22 protein-coding genes and 1 pseudogene are annotated in these 26910 nt (G+C 57.4%); 13 read left to right on the forward strand and 10 right to left on the reverse strand.

The genetic code is table 11. The features are described from left to right. A pseudogene (locus ABLV30_RS02300) lies at positions 1 to 76 on the reverse strand (oxaloacetate decarboxylase gamma chain); the annotation flags it as partial. Between the two features lie 160 nt (positions 77 to 236). Next, positions 237 to 1577: a citrate/sodium symporter CitS gene (citS, locus tag ABLV30_RS02305; RefSeq protein ID WP_185219618.1), complete on the reverse strand. Its 1341-nt coding sequence runs from the start codon at positions 1575 to 1577 to the stop codon at positions 237 to 239. Between the two features lie 405 nt (positions 1578 to 1982). Between citS and citC the strand changes: the two genes are divergently transcribed. From citC to folA, 12 genes are all read left to right on the forward strand, one after another. After that, the gene (gene citC / locus ABLV30_RS02310) at positions 1983 to 3011 is read left to right on the forward strand and encodes a [citrate (pro-3S)-lyase] ligase (protein WP_182094633.1); all 1029 of its coding nucleotides are present in this window, start codon (positions 1983 to 1985) and stop codon (positions 3009 to 3011) included. A gap of 29 nt (positions 3012 to 3040) precedes the next feature. Continuing rightward, positions 3041 to 3334: a citrate lyase acyl carrier protein gene (gene citD, locus ABLV30_RS02315; RefSeq protein ID WP_004098513.1), complete on the forward strand. Its 294-nt coding sequence runs from the start codon at positions 3041 to 3043 to the stop codon at positions 3332 to 3334. Next, complete coding sequence (gene citE / locus ABLV30_RS02320; RefSeq protein WP_025106468.1) at positions 3331 to 4200, forward strand: citrate (pro-3S)-lyase subunit beta; 870 nt, start codon at positions 3331 to 3333, stop codon at positions 4198 to 4200. Before citD ends, citE begins: the two co-directional genes overlap by 4 nt. 10 nt (positions 4201 to 4210) lie before the next feature. Continuing rightward, a complete protein-coding gene (gene citF, locus ABLV30_RS02325; protein ID WP_085520376.1) occupies positions 4211 to 5737 on the forward strand; it encodes a citrate lyase subunit alpha in 1527 nt (508 codons plus the stop codon). 19 nt (positions 5738 to 5756) lie between these two features. After that, complete coding sequence (gene citG / locus ABLV30_RS02330; RefSeq protein ID WP_049080582.1) at positions 5757 to 6665, forward strand: triphosphoribosyl-dephospho-CoA synthase CitG; 909 nt, start codon at positions 5757 to 5759, stop codon at positions 6663 to 6665. Between the two features lie 243 nt (positions 6666 to 6908). Further along, complete coding sequence (gene dapB, locus ABLV30_RS02335; protein ID WP_004098517.1) at positions 6909 to 7730, forward strand: 4-hydroxy-tetrahydrodipicolinate reductase; 822 nt, start codon at positions 6909 to 6911, stop codon at positions 7728 to 7730. A 457-nt stretch (positions 7731 to 8187) separates the two neighbouring features. Then, entirely contained in the window at positions 8188 to 9336 is a 1149-nt protein-coding gene (gene carA, locus ABLV30_RS02340; RefSeq protein WP_014837384.1) for a glutamine-hydrolyzing carbamoyl-phosphate synthase small subunit, read from the forward strand. 18 nt (positions 9337 to 9354) lie between these two features. Then, on the forward strand, positions 9355 to 12579 hold the full coding sequence (gene carB / locus ABLV30_RS02345; RefSeq protein ID WP_014837385.1) for a carbamoyl-phosphate synthase large subunit: 3225 nt from the start codon (positions 9355 to 9357) through the stop codon (positions 12577 to 12579). A gap of 387 nt (positions 12580 to 12966) precedes the next feature. Continuing rightward, positions 12967 to 13200, forward strand: a complete 234-nt coding sequence (locus ABLV30_RS02350; RefSeq protein WP_014227888.1) for a YgdI/YgdR family lipoprotein — start codon at positions 12967 to 12969, stop codon at positions 13198 to 13200. Between the two features lie 149 nt (positions 13201 to 13349). Beyond that, positions 13350 to 13883, forward strand: a complete 534-nt coding sequence (gene kefF / locus ABLV30_RS02355; RefSeq protein WP_004098522.1) for a glutathione-regulated potassium-efflux system oxidoreductase KefF — start codon at positions 13350 to 13352, stop codon at positions 13881 to 13883. Further along, positions 13876 to 15741: a glutathione-regulated potassium-efflux system protein KefC gene (gene kefC, locus ABLV30_RS02360; protein ID WP_014227889.1), complete on the forward strand. Its 1866-nt coding sequence runs from the start codon at positions 13876 to 13878 to the stop codon at positions 15739 to 15741. The genes kefF and kefC overlap by 8 nt, the downstream gene beginning before the upstream one ends. Before the next feature lie 197 nt (positions 15742 to 15938). Next, a complete protein-coding gene (folA, locus tag ABLV30_RS02365) occupies positions 15939 to 16418 on the forward strand; it encodes a type 3 dihydrofolate reductase (protein ID WP_004098524.1) in 480 nt (159 codons plus the stop codon). 40 nt (positions 16419 to 16458) lie between these two features. Here folA and apaH read toward each other — a convergent pair whose 3' ends face one another. The 6 genes from apaH to lptD all read right to left on the reverse strand — a co-directional run bounded on the left by apaH (position 16459) and on the right by lptD (position 23293). Next, positions 16459 to 17307, reverse strand: coding sequence for a bis(5'-nucleosyl)-tetraphosphatase (symmetrical) ApaH (apaH, locus tag ABLV30_RS02370; protein WP_014227890.1), 849 nt, complete (start codon positions 17305 to 17307; stop codon positions 16459 to 16461). Between the two features lie 3 nt (positions 17308 to 17310). Continuing rightward, the gene (apaG, locus tag ABLV30_RS02375) at positions 17311 to 17688 is read right to left on the reverse strand and encodes a Co2+/Mg2+ efflux protein ApaG (RefSeq protein WP_004098526.1); all 378 of its coding nucleotides are present in this window, start codon (positions 17686 to 17688) and stop codon (positions 17311 to 17313) included. Between the two features lie 2 nt (positions 17689 to 17690). Beyond that, positions 17691 to 18512: a 16S rRNA (adenine(1518)-N(6)/adenine(1519)-N(6))-dimethyltransferase RsmA gene (rsmA, locus tag ABLV30_RS02380; protein WP_004098527.1), complete on the reverse strand. Its 822-nt coding sequence runs from the start codon at positions 18510 to 18512 to the stop codon at positions 17691 to 17693. Continuing rightward, positions 18509 to 19498 (reverse strand): 4-hydroxythreonine-4-phosphate dehydrogenase PdxA, encoded by a 990-nt coding sequence (gene pdxA / locus ABLV30_RS02385; protein ID WP_025106472.1) that lies wholly within the window; start codon positions 19496 to 19498, stop codon positions 18509 to 18511. Before pdxA ends, rsmA begins: the two co-directional genes overlap by 4 nt. Before the next feature lie 112 nt (positions 19499 to 19610). Next, positions 19611 to 20897 (reverse strand): peptidylprolyl isomerase SurA, encoded by a 1287-nt coding sequence (surA, locus tag ABLV30_RS02390; protein WP_004098530.1) that lies wholly within the window; start codon positions 20895 to 20897, stop codon positions 19611 to 19613. A 53-nt stretch (positions 20898 to 20950) separates the two neighbouring features. After that, complete coding sequence (gene lptD / locus ABLV30_RS02395) at positions 20951 to 23293, reverse strand: LPS assembly protein LptD (protein WP_014227893.1); 2343 nt, start codon at positions 23291 to 23293, stop codon at positions 20951 to 20953. Positions 23294 to 23537: 244 nt separating this feature from the next. Here lptD and djlA point away from each other — a divergent pair, with 244 nt between their 5' ends. Next, on the forward strand, positions 23538 to 24365 hold the full coding sequence (gene djlA, locus ABLV30_RS02400; protein WP_014837387.1) for a co-chaperone DjlA: 828 nt from the start codon (positions 23538 to 23540) through the stop codon (positions 24363 to 24365). A gap of 30 nt (positions 24366 to 24395) precedes the next feature. On the opposite strand, the gene ABLV30_RS02405 is transcribed toward djlA, so the two are convergent. Both ABLV30_RS02405 and ABLV30_RS02410 read right to left on the reverse strand, forming a co-directional pair. Further along, a complete protein-coding gene (locus tag ABLV30_RS02405; RefSeq protein ID WP_025106473.1) occupies positions 24396 to 25094 on the reverse strand; it encodes a response regulator in 699 nt (232 codons plus the stop codon). Continuing rightward, positions 25084 to 26709: a sensor histidine kinase gene (locus tag ABLV30_RS02410; protein WP_182158084.1), complete on the reverse strand. Its 1626-nt coding sequence runs from the start codon at positions 26707 to 26709 to the stop codon at positions 25084 to 25086. The genes ABLV30_RS02405 and ABLV30_RS02410 overlap by 11 nt, the downstream gene beginning before the upstream one ends. Between the last annotated feature and the right edge of the window lie 201 nt (positions 26710 to 26910).

Raw genomic sequence — 26910 nt, forward strand, 5'->3', positions numbered from 1 at the left:
ACAGAAACGCCAGCACGAACCCCATGCCGAGAAACATCAGGGTGAAGCCTTCACCCAGCAGTACAGCTTCAGTCATTGAAAGACCCTAAAGTAAGGGCACGACGGCGTGTTTGAAGGCTAACCAAACGATACTTCCGGCTAAGGAGTAGGGAGGATTTCCCGAAGCCGCCCCCGGCTCTGGACCCTAAAGAGCACCGCTGTGGTTGACGCTCAAACATCGCCATCGTGCGTGTTGGTTACATCATCATGCCGAACACAATGCTGGCGATGACCAGCACAATACCGCCGCCCAGACGGGAGGATATTTGCGCATAAGAGATAAGATTCATACGGTTACAGGCCGAGAGCACTTCCAGGTCGCCCGAGCCGCCGCGGTTGGCCATGCACAGACCGGCGGTGATCGCGGACTCAATCGGGAAGAAGCCAATCATCCAGCCGCCGACGGCCGCGCCGACGACCGCACCCACCACGATCACCGCCGCGATGATGACGTTCGCGAAGGTAATCGCGTCGATAATTTCCTGCAGGTCGGTGTAGCACACGCCGACGCCGACCATCAGTACCCACAGCAGCTGCTTAGAGAAGAAGTCAGACAGGCGTTTGGCCCCGGCTTTGATCTCCGGCGAGCAGAGGCCGGAAGCGTTCAGCGCCGCGACGATCAGCACCATCCAGGCGAAATAGTGGATAGAGACGCCGCCAATGCTTGGCAAAATTTTCTTGGCAATAACGTAGGCCAGCAGGAAACAGGTGGTGGCGAGCACCAGGCCGACGGCGGTTTCGCGATGGGTAATCTGGCCCGCTTTTTCATCGTCGTCGACTTTAAAGGAGGCTTTACGCACCAGTTCGCCTTCACCGCTCAGCCAGGTGTGTTTTTTACCGATAATATCGAGGAGTGCAGCAAAGACGATGGCAAAGATGTTGGCGATGGTCAGGATAGCAATCGCGGTGGAGTAGTACTCTTCACGCGAACGACCGGTGACGGAGTGATAAATTTCAGACAGCGGCACCGCGCCCGCGCCGTTGCCGCCGCCCATAATCGGCAGGACGTACAGCATCATGATGCGGTCGATGGAGATACCGAAGCACAGACCAATGATAATCCCGAAGATGGATGCGCCGAGGATCCCCATTAAAATGGTCGGAATATAACCCAGCAGAGATTTCAGCAGCAGCTTACGGTTAACCGAGAGGATTGCGCCGGTAATCAATACTGCGATGAATAAGTTCAGGAAGTTACTTTTATCCATCACATTAGTGATTGCATCAATTTCTTTCTGGGTGAAAATGCCGGCGTAAACGAAATAGGCGGCCACGAGGAAGATCATCACCGGCGCGCCGCCAATATATTTATTGAAGATTGGCAGGCGTTTGCCAATTTCGCCAAAAACGGCGCCAATAATAAACATGATCGCGAAGCCACCAACAATGTCGGTCGGCAGGGCATTATAAAAGTGTGAAAGTAGTAAAGTGATTAACGCAAAGGCGTAAAGCGGTAGCGACATGCCGAAGATTTTAAACCCCAGAATATCGCTAACCCCTTTTTTCTCCGCAGATGGAGCCTGGCTCATATTAGTCATATGACGTCACCCTGTTAAAAAAAGGAATATACACATCATCCTTCAAGCTGCCTCTTTGTTGGCAGCCTTCACTCACCCCAGTCACTTACTATGCGTAAGCTCCTGGGGATTCATTCAGTTACCGCCTCGATGCAACTTGAATGATTTTGTGTATTAATGCCGTTAGAAAAAACAATAATAGGACGGCGGCATAATAATAAATATGTTCCCCGGCGATATGTGATTATCTTCACTGATTAGTCGTGTTTTTAATTAATTTAATTGTTTTTATTCTTCTGAATTAATTAACAACATAAAAACCATAAAGCCAATTAAGGTACGCGAAAAAATGTGATTGAAATAAAAGAACCGCTGCGGGAACGATGGCGAAATACAGCTCGTTTTGGTCAATGAAGCGCGAAAAAAATGAATCTGATAGTAAAACGCGTCGCGGTACAGCTCGACCCCCGGCGGCGAGAGGCCGTTGACCTCTTTCTTCATCAGCACCAGCTCTCGCTGGAGGCGGACTGCGAATGGGCGATTATCGTCGAGTACCAGCGGCGCATTGTCGGCTGCGGCGCCATTGCCGGATGCGTTCTGAAGTGTATTGCCGTCGACCCGTCGCTGCAGGGGGAAGGGCTCAGCCTGAAGCTGCTGACTGAACTGATGACCCTGGCGTATGAGCTGGGCCGCAGCGAGCTGTTTCTGTTCACTAAACCCTATAACGCGGAGCTCTTCTCCTGCGCCGGGTTCTGGCCTATCGCCCGCGCGGGGGAACAGGCCGTGTTAATGGAAAATAGCCGCGAACGTCTGGCCCGCTATTGCCGCCAGCTTACGATGTATCGTCAGCCCGGCGAAAAAATCGGCGCCATCGTGATGAACGCCAATCCCTTTACCCTGGGGCATCGTTGGCTGGTGGAGCAGGCGGCTCAACGCTGCGACTGGCTGCATCTGTTCGTGGTGAAGGAAGATGCTTCGTTTTTCCGCTACCGCGATCGCGTGGCGCTGATTGAACAGGGGATCGCCGGGATCGCCAACGTGACCCTGCATCCGGGGTCGGCCTATCTGATCTCGCGCGCCACTTTTCCCGGCTACTTCCTGAAAGACAAAGGCGTGGTTGACGATTGCCACAGCCAGATCGATCTGCAGCTCTTTCGCGAACGTTTAGCCCCGGCGCTGGGGGTGACCCACCGCTTTGTCGGCAGCGAACCGCTGTGTGAATTAACCCGTCGCTACAACCAGCGCATGCGCCAGCTGCTGGAAGCGCCCGGCGACGCGCCGGCGATTCAGGTGGTTGAGCTGGCGCGGGTTGAGAAAGAGGGCGCGCCCATTTCCGCTTCCCGGGTGCGCAGGCTGTATCAGCAGCGCCAGTGGTCGTCGATTGCGCCGCTGGTGCCGCCGGGAACCCTCTCTTTTCTGATACATCTGGCGGAAAGCGAACACCAAACCGCCTGATTTACCTCCATAACTAAGGATCAGCCTCTATGGAAATGATGATTGACGCCCTGGCCGGCACACTGGAATCCAGCGATGTGATGGTCAGGATCGGGCCTGCGAATGAGCCAGGTATTCAGCTTGAAATCGACAGCATTGTGAAGCAGCAGTTTGGCGCGGCGATTGAGCGGGTGGTCAGAGAGACGCTGACGCAGCTTGGGGTGAGCCGGGCGAACGTCGTCGTCGATGATAAAGGCGCGCTCGAATGCGTACTGAAGGCTCGGGTTCAGGCCGCGGCGCTGCGCGCGGCGCAACAATCTCAACCGCACTGGAGTCAGCTATGAAACCTCGTCGCAGTATGCTGTTTATCCCCGGCGCCAACGCCGCGATGTTAAGCACCTCATTTGTTTACGGCGCTGACGCGGTGATGTTCGACCTCGAAGATGCCGTCTCGCTCCGTGAAAAAGATACCGCCCGCCTGCTGGTGCATCATGCGCTACAGCATCCGCTCTACCGGGATGTGGAAACCGTGGTGCGCATTAACCCGCTCAGCACGCCGTTTGGTCTCGCCGACCTTGAGGCGGTGGTGCGCGCGGGCGTCGATATGGTGCGCCTGCCGAAAACCGATAGCAAAGAAGATATCCATGAGCTGGAAGCGCAGGTCGAGCGGATTGAGCGCGAATGCGGCCGGGAAGTGGGCAGCACGAAATTAATGGCGGCGATAGAGTCGGCGCTGGGCGTAGTGAACGCGGTTGAGATCGCTCGCGCCAGCCCGCGCCTGTCGGCCATCGCGCTGGCGGCCTTCGATTACGTTATGGATATGGGCACCAGCCGCGGCGACGGCACCGAGCTGTTTTACGCCCGCTGCGCGGTGCTGCACGCGGCGCGAGTCGCCGGGATCGCGGCGTACGACGTGGTGTGGTCGGATATTAACAATGAAGAGGGGTTCCTCGCGGAAGCGAATCTGGCGAAGAATCTTGGCTTTAACGGTAAATCGCTGGTCAACCCGCGCCAGATTGAGCTGCTGCACCAGGTTTATGCCCCCACGCTGAAAGACGTTGAACATGCGCGGGAGGTGATCGCGGCGGCGGAAGAGGCGGAAGCGCGCGGGCTGGGCGTGGTATCGCTGAACGGCAAGATGATAGATGGACCGATTATCGATCATGCGCGCAAAGTCGTGGCGCTGTCGGCTTCCGGCATTCGTGATTAAGGAGTAAATAATGAAAGAGACCGTAGCAATGCTTAATCAGCAGTACGTGATGCCGGAAGGATTAGCGCCCTATGCGGGCGTGACGGCGCAGAGCCCGTGGCTGGCCAGCGAAAGCGAAAAGCGGCAGCGTAAAATCTGCGCCTCGCTGGAGGAGGCGATTCGCCGTTCCGGGCTGCAAAACGGCATGACCATCTCTTTTCACCACGCCTTCCGCGGCGGCGACAAGGTGGTCAATATGGTGGTGGCGAAGCTGGCTGAGATGGGTTTTCGCGATCTGACGCTGGCTTCAAGCTCGCTTATCGATGCCCACTGGCCGCTGATTGAGCATATTAAGAATGGCGTGATCCGGCAGATTTACACCTCGGGTCTGCGCGGTAAGCTGGGCGAAGCGATCTCCGCCGGGCTGATGGAAAACCCGGTACAAATCCACTCTCACGGCGGCAGGGCGCATTTAGTGCAAACCGGTGAGCTACGCATTGATGTGGCGTTCCTCGGCGTGCCGTGCTGCGATGAATATGGCAACGCCAACGGCTTTAGCGGTAAATCCCGCTGCGGATCGCTGGGCTACGCCAGAGTGGATGCCGAGGCCGCCGGATGCGTGGTGCTGCTCACCGAAGAGTGGGTAGATTATCCAAACTATCCGGCCAGCATCGCCCAGGATCGGGTGGATCTGATCGTGCAGGTCGATGAGGTCGGCGATCCGGCGAAAATCACCGCCGGGGCGATCCGTTTGACCAGCAACCCGCGCGAACTGCTGATCGCCCGCCAGGCGGCGAAGGTGATCGAACACTCTGGCTATTTCAAAGACGGTTTCTCTTTGCAGACGGGGACCGGCGGCGCATCGCTGGCGGTGACCCGTTTCCTCGAAGATAAGATGCGTCGTAACAACATTACCGCCAGCTTTGGTCTGGGCGGGATCACCGGCACGATGGTCGATCTGCACGAAAAGGGGCTGATCAAAGCGCTGCTGGATACCCAGTCTTTTGACGGCGATGCCGCGCGTTCGCTGGCCAATAACCCTAACCATATTGAAATTTCCGCTAATCAGTACGCCAATCCCGGTTCGAAAGGCGTCTCCTGCGAACGCCTGAACGTGGTGATGCTGAGCGCGCTGGAGATCGATACCGGATTCAACGTTAACGTGATGACCGGCTCCAACGGCGTGCTGCGCGGCGCGTCCGGCGGCCACAGCGATACGGCAGCGGGCGCGGATTTAACCATTATCACCGCGCCGCTGGTGCGTGGGCGCATCCCGTGCGTGGTGGAGAAGGTGCTGACTCGCGTGACGCCGGGCGCCAGCGTGGATGTGCTGGTCACCGATCACGGTATCGCCGTCAACCCGGCGCGTCAGGACCTGATTGATAACCTGCGTAACGCGGGTATCCCGCTGCTGACCATTGAAGAGCTGCAGCAGCGCGCCGAACTGTTGACCGGCAAGCCTGACCCGATCGCCTTCACCGATCGGGTGGTGGCCGTGGTGCGCTATCGCGACGGGTCAGTGATTGATGTCATTCATCAGGTTAAAAGCGCCGGTTAAACGCGCTGAGGAGAAAGGCATGAGCGAAGTGATGATAAGCCAGCGTCGCCCGTTGAGCCGTCAAACGGTGACGGCGGAGGAGATGGTTTCTCGCGTGGAACGGGCGCTGCTGACCGAAGTCCGCCTGACGCCGAAACCGGGCCTGGTGGATATTCGTAACGCCGGCGCGCATCGGGATATGGATCTGGCCTCTTTTGAGGCCAGCACGGCGGCTGTCGCGCCATGGATGGAGAAGTTTTTCATTATGGGCCACGACACGGCCAATATCACGCCGGAGCAGGTATTGACGATGCTGCGTCCGGTGGGCATGGCGTGCGAGACGGATATGCTGGAGGCTACCGGCGGGGTGAATACCCATCGCGGCGCGATCTTCGCTTTTGGCCTGCTCAGCGCGGCGGCGGGAAGGCTGGTGGCCAGAGGGGAGCCGGTTGAACAGCACCGGGTTTGCGATCGGGTGGCCCGCTTCTGCCGCGGCCTGGTCGGGCGCGAGCTCTCCTCTCCTGAAGGAATGAAGGTCAGTAAAGGCGAAGGGCATTTCCTGCGCTACGGGCTCTCCGGCGCCAGAGGCGAAGCGGAGAGCGGCTTTCGCACCGTGCGCACCCAGGCGATGCCGGTCTTCAATCGCGTTATGGCGGACACCGGCGATACCAATCTGGCGTTACTGCAGACTCTACTGCACCTGATGGCCTGGAATGACGATACCAATCTGGTGTCGCGCGGCGGGCTGGAAGGGCTCAATTTTGTGCAGCAGCAGGCGCAAAAGCTGCTGTGGGAAGGCGGAGTGCTGACCGATGGCGGGCTGGAGGCGCTGCGCCGGCTGGATGATGAGTTGATTATTCGCCACCTTAGCCCGGGCGGCAGCGCCGACCTGCTGGCGGTCACCTGGTTCCTGTCCGGTTTCCCGGCCGGCGAGCTGTTCCTGCACTAGTCGCTGCTTTTCTGTCGCCGTATTCCCCGGATTGGCCATACAGGGCCGGGCCGGGGTTGCGGACTGCGCGCTCCTCGCTCCTCACTACTCCACGGCAAATTCCCGACACAATCTTATAGTTTTTACTGATATCGGCGGCAGTTTGTCATAAATTTCTAATTATCGGTGTTTTTGAGTAGCGGCCCATCAATGAGCTGGTTACTCTGAAAACAATTTACGTAGTGTTAACAAAAGAGAATAGCTATGCATGATGCACAAATCCGCGTGGCCATCGCGGGCGCGGGCGGCCGGATGGGACGCCAGTTAATTCAGGCGGTACAACAGATGGACGGCGCGGCGCTTGGCGCGGCGCTGGAGCGCGAAGGTTCCTCGCTGCTCGGCAGCGATGCGGGCGAGCTGGCGGGCGCGGGCAGGTCAGGGGTGGTGGTGCAAAGCAGCCTCGAGGCGGTAAAAGACGATTTTGACGTTTTCATCGATTTTACCCGCCCGGAAGGCACGCTGGCCCATCTTGCGTTTTGCCGTCAACACGGCAAAGGCATGGTTATCGGCACCACCGGGTTTGACGACGCCGGGAAGCAGGCGATTCGCGACGCTTCGCAGGAGATCGCCATCGTGTTTGCCGCCAACTTCAGCGTCGGCGTCAACGTGATGCTTAAGCTGCTGGAAAAAGCGGCGAAGGTGATGGGCGACTATACCGATATTGAGATTATCGAAGCGCATCATCGTCACAAAGTGGATGCGCCATCGGGTACGGCGCTGGCGATGGGCGAGGCGATTGCCGGAGCGCTGGATAAAGATCTGAAAGCGTGTGCGGTCTACAGTCGCGAAGGCTATACCGGCGAACGCGTTCCCGGCACCATCGGCTTTGCGACCGTGCGCGCCGGGGATATCGTCGGCGAACATACGGCGATGTTTGCGGATATCGGCGAACGTATTGAGATCAGCCATAAGGCTTCCAGCCGGATGACTTTTGCAAATGGTGCCGTTCGTTCTGCATTATGGCTAAAAGGCAAGAAAAACGGTCTTTTTGATATGCGTGATGTGCTTGAATTGAACTCTTTATAACGATTATTACCCATCGTGATGTGGTTATTGCTTTCAATAAGTAATTGATTGCAAAGGGCAATGTTTTATTGCCCTTTTTTATTTTTGGTGTTTAACCGTTTTTTTATCGCCAAGACTGAAAAATACTATCTTATCCGCCTTGTTTTTGTTGTTTTATTGTAAATTTTGACCATATGGTCTACTTTTTCAATCCCTGCCCGGCGATTTTACAAACATCCTCCTCCGCAAGCGTTTTCCCGGGCGAGTTAGGTGATCTTTTTGCCCGTTAAGGCAGGTATTACTGAATAGTGGCCTGAAACAAGATTAAAAATATCCGCTTTAAGTTGACTTTTACCCGCCATCTCTCCAGAATGCCGCCGTTTGCCAAAATTCTGCGGGCAACAGATTTGCATTGATTCAGATCTACATTATGAATTAATATGCAAATAAAGTGAGTGGATATTCTCTGGAGGGTGTTTTGATTAAGTCAGCGCTATTGGTTCTGGAAGACGGAACCCAGTTTCACGGTCGGGCCATTGGGGCTACCGGCACGGCGGTTGGGGAAGTCGTTTTCAATACTTCAATGACCGGTTATCAAGAAATCCTCACTGATCCTTCCTATTCCCGCCAAATCGTCACTCTAACTTATCCCCATATCGGCAACGTCGGCACCAATGCCGCCGATGAAGAATCTTCTCAGGTACATGCGCAGGGTCTGGTCATTCGCGATCTGCCGCTGATTGCCAGCAACTTCCGCAATACCGAAGACCTCTCTTCTTATCTGAAGCGCCACAATATCGTGGCGATTGCCGATATCGATACCCGTAAGCTGACCCGCCTGCTGCGCGAAAAAGGCGCGCAGAACGGCTGCATCATCGCCGGCGATAGCCCGGATGCGCAGCTGGCGCTGGAAAAAGCGAAAGCGTTCCCGGGCCTCAACGGCATGGATCTGGCGAAGGAAGTGACCACCGCAGAAACCTACAGCTGGACGCAGGGGAGCTGGACGCTGGCGGGCGACCTGCCGGAAGCCAAAGCGGAAAGCGAGCTGCCGTTCCACGTGGTGGCCTACGATTTCGGCGCCAAGCGCAACATCCTGCGCATGCTGGTCGATCGCGGCTGCCGTCTGACGGTGGTGCCGGCAAAGACCTCCGCTGAAGAGGTGCTGAAAATGAATCCGGACGGTATCTTCCTGTCCAACGGTCCCGGCGACCCGGCGCCCTGCGACTACGCTATCGCAGCGATTGAGAAGTTCCTGGAGACCGATATTCCGGTATTCGGCATCTGCCTCGGCCACCAGCTGCTGGCTCTGGCGAGCGGCGCGAAGACCGTGAAGATGAAGTTCGGCCACCACGGCGGCAACCATCCGGTAAAAGATATTGATAATAACGTGGTGATGATCACCGCGCAGAACCACGGCTTTGCGGTGGATGAGGCGTCTATGCCCGCCCACCTGCGCGTGACCCACAAGTCGCTGTTCGACGGCACCCTGCAGGGGATTCACCGTACCGATAAACCGGCGTTTAGCTTCCAGGGACATCCGGAGGCGAGCCCCGGCCCGCACGATGCCGCACCGCTGTTCGACCATTTTATCGAATTAATTGAGCAGTACCGTCAGTCCGCGAAATAATCAGGAGTTAAGAGAACCATGCCAAAACGTACAGATATAAAAAGCATCCTGATTCTGGGCGCGGGCCCGATTGTTATCGGTCAGGCGTGCGAGTTTGACTACTCCGGCGCCCAGGCGTGTAAAGCGCTGCGCGAAGAGGGCTACCGCGTTATTCTGGTGAACTCTAACCCGGCCACTATCATGACCGACCCGGAAATGGCTGATGCCACCTACATCGAGCCGATTCACTGGGAAGTGGTGCGCAAGATCATTGAGAAAGAGCGTCCGGATGCGGTTCTGCCGACCATGGGCGGCCAGACGGCGCTGAACTGCGCGCTGGAGCTGGAGCGTCAGGGCGTGCTGGCCGAGTTCGGCGTGACCATGATTGGCGCGACCGCCGACGCGATTGATAAAGCCGAAGACCGCCGCCGTTTCGACGTGGCGATGAAGAAAATCGGTCTCGATACCGCGCGTTCCGGTATCGCGCATACCATGGAAGAAGCGCTGGCGGTTGCCGCTGAAGTTGGCTTCCCGTGCATCATCCGTCCGTCCTTTACGATGGGCGGCACCGGCGGCGGTATCGCCTACAACCGCGAAGAGTTCGAAGAGATCTGCGAACGCGGTCTGGATCTCTCCCCGACCAACGAGCTGCTGATTGATGAATCGCTGATCGGCTGGAAAGAGTACGAGATGGAAGTAGTGCGTGATAAAAACGACAACTGCATCATCGTCTGCTCCATCGAAAACTTCGACGCGATGGGCATCCACACCGGCGACTCCATCACCGTGGCGCCGGCGCAGACCCTGACCGACAAAGAGTACCAAATCATGCGTAACGCCTCGATGGCGGTACTGCGTGAAATCGGCGTAGAGACCGGCGGTTCCAACGTTCAGTTCTCGGTGAACCCGAAAGATGGTCGCCTGATCGTTATCGAAATGAACCCGCGCGTCTCCCGCTCCTCGGCGCTGGCCTCGAAAGCCACCGGCTTCCCGATCGCTAAAGTGGCGGCGAAGCTGGCGGTTGGTTACACCCTTGATGAGCTGATGAACGATATCACCGGCGGCCGCACCCCGGCGTCGTTTGAGCCGTCCATCGACTACGTCGTGACCAAAATCCCACGCTTCAACTTTGAAAAATTCGTCGGCGCGAACGACCGTCTGACCACCCAGATGAAGTCGGTGGGCGAAGTGATGGCGATTGGCCGTACCCAGCAGGAGTCCCTGCAGAAAGCGCTGCGCGGCCTGGAAGTGGGCGCTACCGGTTTCGACCCGAAAGTGAGCCTCGATGACCCGGAAGCGTTGACCAAGATTCGCCGCGAGCTGAAAGACGCGGGCGCTGAGCGTATCTGGTACATCGCTGACGCTTTCCGCGCGGGCCTCTCCGTTGATGGCGTGTTCAACCTGACCAATATCGACCGCTGGTTCCTGGTGCAGATTGAAGAGCTGGTGCGTCTGGAAGAGAAAGTGGCTGAAGTCGGTATTACCGGCCTCGACGCCGACTTCCTGCGTCAGCTCAAGCGTAAAGGCTTTGCCGATGCGCGTCTGGCGAAGCTGGCTGGCGTGCGCGAAGCGGAAATCCGCAAGCTGCGCGACCAGTATGACCTGCACCCGGTCTACAAGCGCGTGGATACCTGCGCGGCGGAATTCGCTACCGACACCGCCTACATGTACTCCACTTATGAAGACGAGTGCGAAGCCAACCCGTCCGTTGACCGCGACAAAATCATGGTGCTCGGCGGCGGCCCGAACCGTATCGGCCAGGGCATCGAGTTCGACTACTGCTGCGTCCATGCCTCTCTGGCGCTGCGCGAAGACGGCTACGAGACCATTATGGTCAACTGTAACCCGGAAACCGTCTCTACCGACTACGACACCTCCGACCGCCTCTACTTTGAGCCGGTGACGCTGGAAGACGTGCTGGAAATCGTGCGCATTGAGAAGCCGAAAGGCGTTATCGTGCAGTACGGCGGCCAGACGCCGCTGAAGCTGGCGCGCGCGCTGGAAGCGGCAGGCGTGCCGGTTATCGGCACCAGCCCGGATGCTATCGACCGTGCGGAAGACCGCGAGCGCTTCCAGCACGCGGTTGACCGCCTGAAGCTGAAGCAGCCGGCGAACGCCACCGTGACCGCGATCGAAATGGCGGTCGAAAAGGCGAAAGAGATTGGCTACCCGCTGGTGGTGCGTCCGTCCTACGTTCTCGGCGGCCGCGCGATGGAAATCGTCTACGACGAAATCGACCTGCGTCGCTACTTCCAGACCGCCGTCAGCGTCTCTAACGATGCGCCGGTGCTGCTGGACCGCTTCCTTGACGATGCGGTTGAAGTCGACGTCGATGCGATCTGCGACGGCGAAATGGTGCTGATTGGCGGCATCATGGAGCATATCGAGCAGGCGGGCGTGCACTCCGGCGACTCCGCGTGTTCGCTGCCGGCCTACACCCTGAGCCAGGAAATTCAGGACGTGATGCGCGAGCAGGTGCAGAAGCTGGCCTTTGAGCTGCAGGTGCGCGGCCTGATGAACGTGCAGTTTGCGGTCAAAAACAACGAAGTCTACCTGATTGAAGTCAACCCGCGCGCGGCGCGTACCGTCCCGTTCGTCTCGAAAGCCACCGGCGTACCGCTGGCAAAAGTCGCGGCGCGCGTGATGGCCGGGAAAACGCTGGCTCAGCAGGGCGTCACGAAAGAGATCATCCCACCGTACTATTCAGTGAAAGAGGTGGTGCTGCCGTTTAACAAATTCCCGGGCGTCGACCCGCTGTTAGGGCCAGAAATGCGCTCTACCGGTGAAGTCATGGGCGTAGGCCGCACCTTCGCGGAAGCGTTCGCCAAGGCGCAGCTGGGCAGCAACTCGACGATGAAGAAACAGGGACGCGCGCTGCTCTCCGTTCGCGAAGGCGACAAAGAGCGCGTGGTGGATCTGGCGGCAAAACTGCTGAAGTTTGGTTTCGAGCTGGATGCGACCCACGGTACCGCGATTGTGCTGGGCGAAGCCGGCATCAACCCGCGTCTGGTGAACAAGGTGCATGAAGGCCGTCCGCACATTCAGGACCGCATCAAGAATGGCGAATACACCTACATCATCAACACCACCGCGGGCCGCCAGGCGATTGAAGACTCCAAGCTGATTCGCCGCAGCGCCCTGCAATACAAAGTGCACTACGACACCACGCTGAACGGCGGTTTCGCGACCGCAATGGCGCTGAATGCCAATGCGATGGAAAAAGTGACCTCGGTGCAGGAAATGCACGCGCAGATTAAAAAGTAATATTATCTGCCAGTAAAAGCGCCTCCGGTGGCCACGCCGGAGGCGCTTTTTTTTGCGTGACGATAAGCCTGGGCGGAATAAAGTGACGCTCCCCTCGGCGCTGAACGTCGAACAAAAACAGGGGGATCGGCGTTAACAGGCCACTTCGGAGAGTTCTGGTTTTCTCTCGCCGGACAGTCAGCTAGCCTAAAGTGGTTAGGGTGATAATGAATATGACTTAGAGCCTATCCCAGTAGGCGTTATTGGCGCAGCCAGTTTGGATACGGACAGCGCGGAGAAACCGGAGCGTACACGTAGTACGTGAGGATTTCGAGCACTGCCCAGGTCCAAAATGGCAAGTGAAATAGTCCTAATGGGATAGGCTCTTAATAACGGGAGAGAAACACCATGCACAACAAGCCCCTCACCGCTGCTATCTTCGCCGCTGCCGCACTGTTCACCGTGGCCGGCTGTTCATCTAATCAGTCGCTAAAAACGACCGACGGAAAAACCATTGTCACCGATGGCAAACCGCAGGTGGATGACGACACAGGCCTGGTGTCTTACAAAAACGCGGAAACCGGCCGCACCGAGCAGATCAATCGCGATCAGGTTAAGTCCATGGACGAACTGGATAACTAAGCGTTATCCACGGCCCCGTACCGCGGGGTCACGCTTGCCTGACCGATCCTCGCCCTGAACGAGAGATAAATCACACTTATCACTGTAAGCGGTTCGATTAACTGTCTACACTCTTGCTGATTACAACAAGAGCTAACGCAGGCTAATCAATGATCCTCATAATTTATGCGCACCCTTATCCGCAGCACTCGCATGCGAATAAGCGGATGCTTGAGCAGGCAGGGACGCTTGACGGCGTCGAGATACGCTCTCTCTATCAACTTTACCCCGATTTCAATATCGATATCGCTGCCGAGCAGGCGGCGCTGGCCCGTGCCGATCTGGTCATCTGGCAGCATCCGATGCAGTGGTACAGCGTGCCGCCGCTGCTCAAGCTGTGGATGGACAAAGTGCTGGCGCACGGCTGGGCATACGGGCACAACGGTATCGCGCTGCGCGGTAAATCGCTGATGTGGGCGGTGACCACCGGCGGCGGCGAAAGCCATTTTGATATTGGTTCCTTTCCCGGTTTCGACGTCCTGGCGCAGCCGCTGCAGGCGACCGCGCTGTATTGCGGCATGAAATGGCTGCCGCCGTTCGCGATGCATTGCACTTTTATCTGCGATGACGAAACCCTTCAGGCGCAGGCGCGCCACTACCGTCAACGTTTAATCGAATGGCAGGAGGCGCACAATAATGGATAGCCATACGCTGATACAGGCGCTGATCTATTTAGGATCCGCCGCGCTGATCGTGCCCATTGCCGTACGCCTTGGGCTGGGGTCGGTGCTCGGCTACCTAATTGCCGGATGTATTATTGGCCCGTGGGGGCTGCGGCTGGTCACCGACGCCGAGTCGATTTTGCACTTCGCGGAAATCGGCGTGGTGCTGATGCTTTTCGTTATCGGTCTTGAGCTCGATCCCCAGCGGCTGTGGAAACTGCGCGCCTCGGTGTTCGGCGGCGGGGCGCTGCAGATGGTCGTCTGCGGCGTGCTGATTGGCCTGTTCTGCATGTCGCTGGGTCTGCGCTGGCAGGTTGCCGAACTGATTGGCATGACCCTGGCGCTCTCCTCAACGGCGATCGCTATGCAGGCGATGAACGAACGTAACCTGACGGTTACCCAGCTGGGCCGCAGCGCCTTTGCGGTGCTGCTGTTCCAGGATATCGCGGCCATTCCTCTGGTGGCGATGATCCCGCTGCTGGCGGCGAGCGGCGGCTCGACGACGCTGGGCGCGTTTGCGCTCTCGGCCCTGAAAGTAGCGGGCGCGCTGGCGCTGGTGGTGGCGCTCGGACGCTATCTGACCCGGCCGATGCTGCGTTTTGTCGCGCGCTCCGGCCTGCGTGAAGTCTTCAGCGCCGTGGCGCTGTTCCTGGTGTTTGGCTTCGGGCTGCTGCTGGAAGAGGTCGGGCTGTCGATGGCGATGGGGGCCTTCCTCGCCGGCGTGCTGCTGGCGAGCTCGGAGTACCGCCACGCCCTGGAGAGCGATATTGAACCGTTTAAGGGCCTGCTGCTGGGGCTGTTTTTTATCGGCGTCGGGATGTCTATCGACTTCGGTACCCTGGTGACCCATCCGCTGCGGATCCTGATTCTGCTGGTGGGATTCCTGGTGATTAAATCCCTGATGCTGTGGCTGATCGCCCGGCCGTTAGGCGTTCCGCGCGCCCAGCGCCGCTGGTTTGCGGTGCTGCTGGGGCAGGGGAGCGAATTCGCCTTTGTGGTCTTCGGCGCGGCGCAGATGGCCGATGTCCTGGACGGCGAATGGGCGAAGGCGCTGACCCTCGCGGTGGCGCTATCAATGGCGGCCACGCCAATCCTGCTGGTGCTGCTGACCCGCCTGGAGAAATCCGCCAGCGGCCAGGAGCGCGAAGCCGATGAAATTGACGAAGAGCAGCCGCGGGTGATTATCGCCGGCTTTGGCCGTTACGGGCAGATCGCCGGCCGCGTACTGCTCTCCAGCGGGGTGAAGATGGTGATTCTCGATCACGATCCTGACCACGTCGACACCCTGCGTAAATTTGATATGAAGGTGTTCTACGGCGATGCGACGCGGGTGGACCTGCTGGAGTCGGCGGGGGCGGAAAAGGCGGAAGTGCTGATTAACGCCATCGACGATCCGCAGACGAACCTGCAGCTGGCGGAGCTGGCAAAAGAGCATTTCCCGCATCTGCAGATCATCTCCCGCGCCCGCGATGTCGATCATTACATCAAGCTGCGCCAGGCCGGGGTCGAAGCGCCGGAGCGTGAAACCTTCGAAGCGGCGCTGAAGTCCGGACGCATGACGCTGGAGGCGCTGGGCCTGGGCGCCTACGAGGCCCGCGAACGGGCCGATCTGTTCCGCCGTTTCAATCTGCAAATGGTGGAAGAGATGGTGGCGATGGCGGAAAACGACGCGGCTTCCCGGGTGGCGGTATTCAAGCGCACCAGCGATATGCTGACCGGCATTATCAACGAAGACCGCAATCATTTATCGCTGGTTCAGCGTCACGGCTGGCAAGGAACGGAAGAGGGACGGCATACCGGTGACATCGCCGATGAGCCGCAAAATAAGCCCTCGGCATAAGGGAGAATTCAGGGTGTTACGTTAGCTTTACAAGTAACATTTTGTTTTCAATTTAAATCCTGCCTGGCGGCTCACGGGGCTTACGTGGGCTCGCCAGCAAATCTTAAAATTTTCTGATTCTTTACTCTTCGCCCAGTCGACGAAGTATTACGCTTTCCGTATAGTGGCGACAATTTTTTGCATTCGGGAATTATTCAATGATCAGTCTGATTGCGGCGTTAGCGGTAGATCGCGTCATTGGTATGGAAAACGCCATGCCATGGAATCTGCCTGCCGATCTCGCCTGGTTTAAGCGCAATACCTTAAACAAACCGGTAGTGATGGGACGTCTTACCTGGGAATCCATCGGTCGTCCGTTACCGGGGCGTAAAAATATCGTGATTAGCAGCCAGCCCGGCACCGACGATCGCGTGCAGTGGGTCAAATCGGTAGATGAAGCCATTGCCGCCTGCGGCGACGTGGAAGAGATGATGGTGATCGGCGGCGGACGCGTGTACGAGCAGTTCCTGCCGAAAGCGCACAAGCTCTATCTGACCCATATTGATGCGGAAGTGGAAGGGGATACCCACTTCCCGGATTACGATCCGGATGAGTGGGAGTCGGTATTCAGCGAGTTCCACGATGCCGATGCGCAGAATTCCCATAGCTACTGCTTCGAGATTCTGGAGCGCCGCTAAGGTTTTCCCCGGTGACGTTCGCTCACCGGGGTGACTCTCTTCAGGAGGCGATCGCCTCGCCTTCATCAAGATTGCTCTGCCGGTTCGATCGCTGCGTGAAGTACGTTTTATCTTCCCAGCGCAGGCAGGTCAGATCGCCGCCCCAGCAGCAGCCGGTATCCAGCGCGTAAATCCCTTCCGGCGTGCCTTTCCCTTCCAGCGAAGCCCAATGACCGAAGGCAATGCTGTACTCGCTGGCCACCGGCCCGGGAATAGCAAACCACGGCTTGAGCGGCGCGGGCGCGTTTTCCGGCGCCTCCTTGGCGTACATATCCAGCTGCCCGTTCGGGAAGCAGTAGCGCATGCGGGTAAAGGCGTTGGAGATAAAGCGCAGGCGCGCCAGGCCGCTGAGTTCGTTGCTCCAGTTGTTCGGCATATCGCCGTACATCGCATCAAGGAAGAACGGATAGGAGTCGCTGGCAAGTACGGCTTCCACATCGCGGGCGCACTGTTTGGCGGTTTCCAGATCCCACTGCGGGGTGATCCCGGCATGGGCCATGACCAGCTTTTTCTCTTCATCGATTTGCATCATCGGCTGACGACGCAGCCAGTTGAGCAGATCGTCGGCGTCCGGCGCCTCAAGCAGCGATTTCAGCCGATCCTTGGGTTTATTGCGGCTAATGCCCGCAAAGACCGCCAGCAGGTGCAGGTCATGATTGCCCAGGACGAGGCGTACGCTATCGCCAAGCTGTTTCACGAAACGCAGTACTTCGAGCGAACCGGGACCGCGCGCGACCAGGTCGCCCGTGAGCCACAGCGTATCAGTCTCAGGGTTAAACTCCACCTGCTCTAATAATGCGATCAGTTCATCGTAGCAACCGTGAACGTCGCCAATAAGGTATGTAGACATGTTTTAATGGATGAGAGTGGGTACTGCGAGACGGAAAACAGGGATTTCGATGGTGAACGGCGCGCCGTTCACATCGATCATCGCATAATGTCCCTGCATGGTGCCCAGCGGCGTTTCAATGACCGCGCCGCTGGTATATTGATATTCGCCGCCGGCCGGAATATGCGGCTGCTCGCCGACCACGCCTTCACCCTGGACTTCGGTCTCACGACCGTGGCCGTTGGTGATAAGCCAGTAGCGGCCAAGAAGCTGAACCTGCGTCCGCCCCAGATTGCGAATGGTCACGGTATAAGCGAAGACGTAGCGCTCTTCTTGCGGAGAAGATTGCGATTCGATGTAGACGCTTTGCACCTGTACACAAACTCGGGGCGAATTAATCATGGTTAGCTCTCCTTGGTGGGCGCGTTCTCAGATAACCAGTTAGCTAGCTGACAGTACTGCGCTACGGAAATATTCTCTGCGCGCTTCGCCGGATCGATGCCCAGTTCGGTCAGAACCTCAACGCTGAACAGGTTGCCGAGACTGTTGCGGATCGTTTTCCGACGCTGGTTAAAGGCTTCCGTCGTGATACGGCTCAGTACGCGCACTTCTTTCACCGGATGCGGCAGCGTGCGGTAAGGCACCAGACGCACCACGGCGGAATCGACTTTAGGCGGCGGCGTAAAGGCGCTCGGCGGAACTTCAAGCACCGGAATGATCTGGCAGTAGTACTGCGCCATTACGCTTAACCGACCATACGCCTTACTGTTCGGCCCGGCAACCAGGCGATTGACGACCTCTTTTTGCAGCATAAAGTGCATATCGGCAATGGCATCAGTATAGCTGAACAGATGGAACATCAGCGGGGTCGAGATGTTGTACGGCAGGTTGCCGAATACGCGCAGCGGCTGGCCCATGCTCTGCGACAGCTCGCCGAAGTTCATGGTCATCGCGTCCTGCTGATAAATCGTCAGCTTAGGTCCGAGGAACGGATGCGTCTGCAGACGAGCGGCCAGGTCGCGGTCCAGCTCGATAACGGTGAGCTGGTCGAGGCGTTCACCGACCGGTTCGGTCAGCGCGGCGAGGCCGGGGCCGATTTCAACAATCGCCTGGCCTTTTTGTGGATTGATGGCCGAGACAATGCTGTCGATCACAAACTGATCGTTGAGAAAGTTTTGCCCGAAGCGCTTACGGGCTAAGTGGCCCTGATGGACTCGATTATTCATTGAGTATTAACAATCATTTTAATGGCGAGATTAAGCGCCGTGATAAAACTGCCGACTTCCGCTTTCCCCTGGCCCGCAAGTTCAAGCGCGGTGCCGTGGTCAACGGAAGTGCGAATAAATGGTAAACCGAGCGTAATGTTCACGCCGCGGCCAAAGCCCTGGTATTTTAGCACGGGCAGGCCCTGATCGTGATACATCGCGAGTACCGCATCGGCATGGTCGAGGTATTTCGGCTGAAACAGGGTATCCGCCGGCAGCGGGCCGCTGAGATTCATCCCCTTCGCGCGCATCTCTTCGAGCACCGGAATGATGGTATCGATCTCTTCCGTCCCCATATGGCCGCCTTCGCCCGCGTGCGGGTTCAGGCCGCAAACCAGCACGTGCGGGTTGCTGATACCAAATTTGGTTCGCAGATCGTGATCCAGGATAGTGATGATTTCCCGCAGCAGCTCAGGGGTAATCGCATCGCTTATCGCTTTTAGCGGCAGGTGAGTGGTCACCAGCGCCACGCGCAGCGCTTCGGTCGCCAGCATCATCACCACTTTACTGGCCTGCGAGCGCTCTTCAAAGAACTCGGTATGACCGGTAAAGGCGATCCCCGCATCGTTAATAATGCCCTTGTGCACCGGCCCGGTAATCAGCGCGGCGAATTCGCCGTTCAGGCAGCCATCGCAGGCGCGGGCCAGCGTTTCCACCACGTAGCTGCCGTTGCTGACGTTGAGCACGCCCGGTTCAACCGGCGCGTTGAGCGCGACGGGGAGAAGGGTCAGGGTGCCTGCACGCTGCGGCGTAGCGGGAGCGGTGGGGTTGTATGGCAGAAGCGATAAAGGAAGACCGAGCAGGTTCGCCCGGTCAGACAGCAGAGCGCCATCGGCGCAGATCACCAGCTCTACCGGCCAGTCGCGCTGCGCAAGCTGCACAACGAGGTCGGGGCCAATCCCGGCGGGTTCACCGGGAGTGATAACAACTCGATTCATACACGTCATCCTTCAGGCGGTCTCTTACTGGCTGCGCTTCGTCGCCCCCGTCAGAGACCGGGGCGATTTGCTCAGCCGCCTCGATACACCCTGAGCGATGTTGTGTATGAGGCTAATGCAATTAGTTGCTCAGAACCTTCACGTAGGCGCTGGCGCGCTGTTCCTGCATCCAGGTCGCCGCTTCTTCAGAGAACTTACGGTTCATCAGCATGCGGTAAGCGCGATCTTTCTGCGCGGCGTCGGTTCTGTCGACGTTGCGGGTATCCAGCAGCTCAATCAGGTGCCAGCCGAAGGAGGAGTGAACCGGAGCGCTGGTCTGGCCTTTATTGAGGCGCAGAATGGCGTCGCGGAAGGCCGGATCGAAGATATCCGGCGTCGCCCAGCCTAAATCACCGCCCTGGTTGGCAGAGCCCGGATCTTCAGAGAACTCTTTTGCCGCTTTGGCAAAGGTGGTTTTTCCACTCTTAATATCAGCCGCGATCTGCTCCAGCTTCGCCCGAGCCTGATCGTCGTTCATGATCGGCGACGGTTTCAGCAGGATATGGCGAGCGTGAACTTCGGTCACGGAGATGTTCTGGCTGCCGCCGCGCATATCGTTAATTTTCAGGATATGGAAGCCCACGCCGGAACGTATCGGGCCGACGATATCGCCTTTTTTCGCGGTGCTCAGCGCCTGGGCGAAGATGCCCGGCAGTTCCTGAATCCGGCCCCAGCCCATCTGGCCGCCTTTCAGCGCCTGCTGGTCGGCAGAGTAGGTGATAGCCAGTTTGCCAAAGTCCGCGCCGCTGCGCGCCTGCTGAACCACTGAATTGGCCTGATCCTGAGCCTCCGCCACCTGCTCGGACGTTGGGTTTTCCGGCAGCGGGATCAGAATGTGGCTGAGATTCAGCTCGGTGCTGGCGTCGTTCTGATCGCCAATCTGTTTGGCCAGGGTTTCAACTTCCTGCGGCAGAACGGTGATACGACGACGGACTTCGTTGTTACGTACTTCCGAAATCAGCATCTCTTTACGAATTTGATTACGGTAGGTGCTGTAGTTGATACCGTCATAGGCCAGACGGCTGCGCATCTGATCCATGGTCATGTTGTTTTGTTTGGCGATGTTGGCGATGGCCTGGTCGAGCTGATCGTCAGAGATCTTCACGCCCATTTTCTGGCCCATCTGCAGGACAATCTGGTCCATGATCAGACGCTCAAGGATCTGATGACGCAGGGTGGCGTCATCCGGCAGCTGCTGCCCGGCCTGGCCGGCGTTCAGTTTTACCGATTGCATCAAGCCATCGACGTCGCTTTCAAGAACAACGCCATTATTGACGACAGCCGCTACTTTATCGACAACCTGTGGGGCAGCGAAACTGGTATTCGCGATCATGGCGATACCGAGAAGCAGCGTTTTCCAGTTCTTCATACTTTTTCCATTTCAATTAACCGCAATTGCGGATTACGTGTAAACCAGCCACATCACAGGGAGCTCTGGTACGGTAAAATGTTCGAACGCAGCATCTGCTGGGTGCCGAGACCGTAGTTGGAGCTCAGGCCGCGCAGCTCAATGTTAAAGCCGAAGGTGTTGTCGTATTTGCTTTCGCTGCTGCTGTTATCCCAGCCGTTGATCTTACGTTCATAGCCGACGCGGATAGCGTAGCAGCAGGAGCTATACTGAACCCCTAACATCTGGTTCGCTGACTTTCTGGTATTCGTGTCGTAGTAATAAGCGCCGACGACTGCCCAACGATCGACGATTGGCCAGCTGGCGGTCATCCCCACCTGCGAGATACCATCTTTGTACTGCTTAGCGGTGGAATAAGACGGCAGGGTCGCCTGAATGTATTCCGGGCTCGCATAACGATAGTTAAGTTGTACTAAACGGTTTTCGTCGCGACGGTATTCCACGGTTCCGCTGCCGGTTGCGACGTTATCCAGACGCGTATCGTACTGAATTCCCCCGCGTAAACCCCAGTCATCGGCGATGCGCCAGTAGGTATCGCCAGCCCATACCAGTGAACCTCGCGTGTCGTTGTTCTCCCAGTTGATGTTGTCGTCACCGGTACGTGCCTCGGTGAAATAGTAGATTTGACCAACGGAAATATTAAAACGTTCAACGGCGGCGGCATCATAAACGCGAGATGTGACGCCGGTGGAGACCTGGTTGGCGGAAGCGATACGGTCGAGGCCGCTATAGGTACGGTCGCGGAACAGGCCGCTGTAGTCCGACTGCAGCAGGGTTGAGTCGTAGCTGCCGATCTTGCTCTGGTCACGATAGGGGATATACAGATACTGCATCCGCGGCTCAAGCGTCTGAGTATAGTTCTCCTGCATATCGCGCTCGAAAACCATTTTACCATCGACTTTAAACTGCGGCATGACGCGGTTAACGGAGTCTTTGTAATCGGTACCGTTGGCCGCGTTGTAGTCATCAAGGTTGCTTTGCTGGTAATGGGTTGCCAGCAGTTTTGCCTCAGTATTGATGCTTCCCCAGCCGTTAGACAGCGGCAGATTGATGGTTGGCTCGAAGTGAACGCGCGTTGCTTCCGGCATTCTGCTGTTCGAGTTAACAAAATGCACCGCCTGGCCATAAAGATGGGTATCAAACGGGCCGACATCGTTCTGGTAGTAGTTCACGTCCAGCTGCGGCTCGGCGGAATAGGCGTTGCTTGAGTCGCGGTTAAAGACCTGGAACTGCTTGGTCGATACGGTGGCGTCAAAGTTCTGATTCGCGTAGCCGGCGCTGAGCTTCTGCGTCGCGTAGCCATCGGTACTGGAACCGTATTTAGAGCTGAAGTCGTTAAAGTAGTCCGGGTCGCTGACTTTGGTGTAGTCGGCGTTGAAGCGCCACACCTGGTCTACGACGCCAGAATGGTTCCAGTAGAACAGCCAGCGGCGGCTATTGCTGTCGCCGGAGTGATCGTCCTGGTAAATTTTATCCGAAGGCAGGTAGTCGAACTCGATTAAGCCGGTTCCTGCTTTGGTCAGATAGCGGAATTCGTTCTCCCACATGACGCCGCCGCGCTTGCTCATATAGTGCGGCGTCAGCGTGGCGTCGAAGTTCGGGGCGATGTTCCAGTAGTAAGGAAGATAGAACTCGACGCCGTTTTTGGTGCTGTATTTGGCGTTGGGGATCAGGAAGCCCGAACGACGCTTGTCGCCCACCGGCAGCTGCAGGTAGGGACTATAAAAAATCGGTACGGAACCGAGCTTGAAGCGGGCGTTCCAGATCTCAGCGACCTGTTCTTCGCGGTCGTGGATGACTTCACTGCCGACCACGCTCCAGGTGTCAGAGCCCGGCAAACAGGAGGTGAAGCTGCCGTTTTCTAAGATGGTATAGCGGTTTTCACCGCGCTGTTTCATCAGGTCAGCGGTACCGCGCCCCTGACGGCCAACCATTTGGTAATCGCCCTGCCAGACGTTGGTATCTTTGGTGTTCAGATTCGACCAGGCTTTCGGCCCTTTGAGGATCACCTGATTGTCATCATAGTGAACGTTGCCGAGGGCGTCGACCGTGCGCACCGGCTGCGGCTGGCCCGCGGCCTGCTGCTGGTGAAGCTGCACTTCATCGGCCTGCAGTCGGCTGTTCCCCTGATTGATATCAACGTTGCCGGTAAATACGGCGTTATCAGGATAGTTGCCTTTCGCATGATCGGCATCGATCGTCACCGGCAGGTCGTTGGGTTTCCCTTCAACCAAAGGACGATTGTAGCTTGGTACGCCAAGCATACACTGCGTGGCGAGATCGGCAGCGAGGCCCTGTTGGCTATACAAGGCGCTGGCAATCATGGTGGCCAGGAGGCTGGGAATACGTTTTTTCATACGTTGTATTTGTTGTTCCGTCATCGTGTGGCAGCGGCTTGCAAACGGTCAGAGCCTAACGTACTCGTCTAAATCGCGCTAGTGTTAATCCTGCCCGTTTCGAGTCCGAGCGTTAGGCACCGTGTAGAATGACGAGTATGATAAAGCAAATTATAGGCTATGTCCCACAATTGACCGAGGCGTAAACGCTTTGTAACGTGCGGTCAGATATAGCTTAACTGGCGGCAGAGAGATTGGGGAGTCTATGCAGTATTTGGGTAAAATAATTGGCGTTGCGGTTGCGTTGATGATGGGCGGCGGCTTTTGGGGCGTGGTGCTGGGCTTCTTAATCGGACATATGTTTGACCGCGCGCGCAGCCGCCGGCTGAACGTCTTTGCCAATCAGCAGGAGCGCCAGTCGCTGTTCTTCTCGACGACGTTTGAAGTGATGGGGCATCTGACCAAATCGAAAGGGCGCGTTACCGAAGCCGATATTCAGGTCGCCAATTTGCTGATGGATCGCATGAACCTGCACGGCGAAGCGCGTACCGCGGCCCAGCACGCGTTTCGCGTAGGGAAATCAGATGATTACCCGCTGCGGGAGAAAATGCGCCAGCTGCGCAGCGTCTGCTTTGGGCGTTTTGATTTAATTCGGATGTTTCTGGAAATTCAGCTGCAGGCGGCTTTCGCCGACGGCGAACTGCATCCCAACGAACGTGACGTGCTGTTTGTGATTGCCGACGAGCTGGGCATCTCCCGCGCTCAGTTCGAACAGTTCCTGCGCATGATGCAGGGCGGGGCACAGTTTGGCGGCGGTTCGCAGCAGCAATCTTACGGCCAGCGCGGCGGCAACGCCGGCTGGCAGCAGGCGCAGCGCGGGCCAACCCTTGAAGATGCCTGCAATGTGCTGGGCGTCAAAGCGACCGACGATGCCGCCACCGTCAAGCGCGCCTATCGTAAGCTGATGAGCGAGCACCATCCGGATAAGCTGGTGGCGAAAGGGCTACCGCCGGAAATGATGGAGATGGCTAAGCAGAAAGCGCAGGAGATCCAGAAAGCCTGGGAGCTGATTAAAGAGCAGCGCGGCTTCTAAACGACCGGCCTCTCCCGGGCGGGAGAGGCGTCACGATGCGCCGGCGGCGCGGCGGTACATACGCCGCGGATGGCCAATCTTGCCGTACAGCATTTCCACCTCCAGAAAGCCGATTTCCACGCAGTGCTCCAGATAGCGACGGGCCGTGGTTTTGCTCAAGCCAGCCTCGCTCACCACGTCATCAACCGAAAAGCAGCGCTCTTCTTCGCCGGTAAACAGGCTCTGCACCAGCGCCAGCGTTTTTTCTTCAATGCCTTTACTGCCGCTATCGGCTCGGTAGTTTTTAGCCTGTAGCTGATACAGCGAATCCACGTTCTGCTGGTCGACGATCTTCCATTCGCGCTGCTGATCGTAGAACTGCACGAACCGTTCAAGGGACTGGCTCAGGCGCTTCCATGATACCGGCTTAAGAATGTAGTCGAAGGCGCCGTTGCGGATTGCCTGGCTACAGGTTTCCATGTCGCTGGCGGCGGTGATAAAGATCACCGAGCAGTTAGCATGGGCCATAATAGGGTCGTTCATCAGGGTGACCCCTTTGCCGTCCGGCAGGTAGTTATCCAGCAGCACCAGCTGCGGCGGTCTGGCGTTGAGTATCTGCCGCGCCTGGGCGAGAGAGGCCGCCGTGCCGGTCAGCCGCATGCGCGGGTGTTTCTGGATAAGCTCGGCGTGCAGCCGCGCCAGTTCGCTTTCATCTTCAACGATCAGGACATCGACCAGGTCATGATGCATAGGGCGTCTCTTCTTGCGGATGGGCTGGCCCGCTGGCGGGAATAAACAGCGTGAAAATCGCCCCGCGCGGCGCGTTGTCGGCCACTTCAATCGTGCCGCCAGCCTGGGTGACATAGCGCTCAATAAGATACAGTCCAATACCGTGATCGCCGCGGGTTTTGGTGGTGACGCCGCGCTCAAATATATGCTCGCGGATCTCCGGACGAATACCGACGCCGCGATCGGCGACTTCAATCATTAATTCCCGGGCGTTGAGCTGAATCAGGATCTCGACCGGTTCGTGCGGCAGTTCAGCGCGCTGGGTGGCTTCAATGGCGTTATCCAGCAGATTACCGATGATAGAGATAAGCTCGGACTCCATCAACGACGGCAGCGGGCGGTCGATGCGGCAGGCCGGGTCAAAGCTCAGCTCAACCCCTTTTTCCCGCGCGCGGGCGGCTTTACCCAGCAGCAGGCCGCACAGCGTCGGCGAATTAAAGTGCGATGAAATAAAGTCCAGCAGCTCCTGGGCATGCTCCGACTGCGCCTGAATATAGCGAATCGCCTCATCATAGTGGCCCATATGCAGCAGGCCGGAGAGGGTCGTCATCCGGTTGAGCTGTTCATGGCGCATGATGCGCAGATTATCAACGTAGCGTTTTACCTGGCTGAGCTGGGCGCTCAGGGAGTTGATTTCATCGCGGTCGCGGAAGGTGATCACCCAGCCCTGGAGCGCATTCTCCAGCATGATTCGCACCCGGCTGGCGAGTACCGTCAGCTGATTAAAACGGCACAGCTCGTCGTGGGTATCGCTTTCGAACATCTCTCCGCCGGCGAAAAACGGCTGCGGCGTAATGACGCTATCGATAGACTTACCGCGCAGCTGGTGCGCGGGCTGGCTCAGTCCGAGCAGGCTGCGGGCGGCGTGGTTTATCACTTCAATACGCCGGTGATGGTCAATCACAATCACCCCTTCGTATATCGACTCCATCATCGCTTTTTGCTGACGCACCAGCAGGCCGATTTCCCGCGGCTCCAGCGAGAAAATTTGTTTTTTAATGCTGCGGGTGAAGTACCAGGAGAAGATAAACAGCGCGATAAGCAGCAGCACCGCGGCGATGAAGATATTGATGACTTTTGCCAGCGTGATGCTGTCGAGATAGCTGGTGAGGTAGCCGACGGAGACAATGCCAACGACCCGACCCGCGTCATCGAAAATGGGCGCTTTGCTGCGCAGGGAAATACCGAGTCCCCCTTTGCGGATGGTGGTCGTGCTTTTCCCCTCAAGTACCGGCTGGTTATCGCCGCCAACCAGCCGCGTGCCGACCCACTCCGGATGGACAGAGTGAAACAGATGCACGCCCCGCTTATCGCCAATGACGATAAAACTGGCGTCGCTGTGGGCGGCGATATTTTGCATAAAGGGCTTTATCGCCAGCGCGTCTTCACGCGCCACCTGCTGACGTAAATCCGGCATCAGCGCGATTTCTTCTGCCTGTATTTTCGCGCGGGCGCTCATTTCCTGATAAAGCTGATGGCTGGCGTCGAAATAGTAATACACGCCCAGCAGCGCAAACAGCACTGAGAAAAAAGCGACCAGCGAAATGAACAGCTTAAACTGAAATGAAACCTTCATAAGTATAATGCACAGTATCAGGGATACGGCAGCGTATCATTTTTTCGCTGCCGGCATCGTGGCTGAGGGAAACCGGTGAACGTCACAAGAGCGTCCGGGAACCAGAATTATCCGCTGGCGGGGAATTTATCAAGGTTAATCAGGCGCTGGATTTAAAAACCTTAAAAACCACGGCAATAAATCAGAGCGGTTTCACAATAA

The sequence above is a fragment of the Klebsiella sp. CN_Kp113 genome (assembly GCF_040064585.1).
GTDB classification, from domain to species: domain Bacteria; phylum Pseudomonadota; class Gammaproteobacteria; order Enterobacterales; family Enterobacteriaceae; genus Klebsiella; species Klebsiella michiganensis.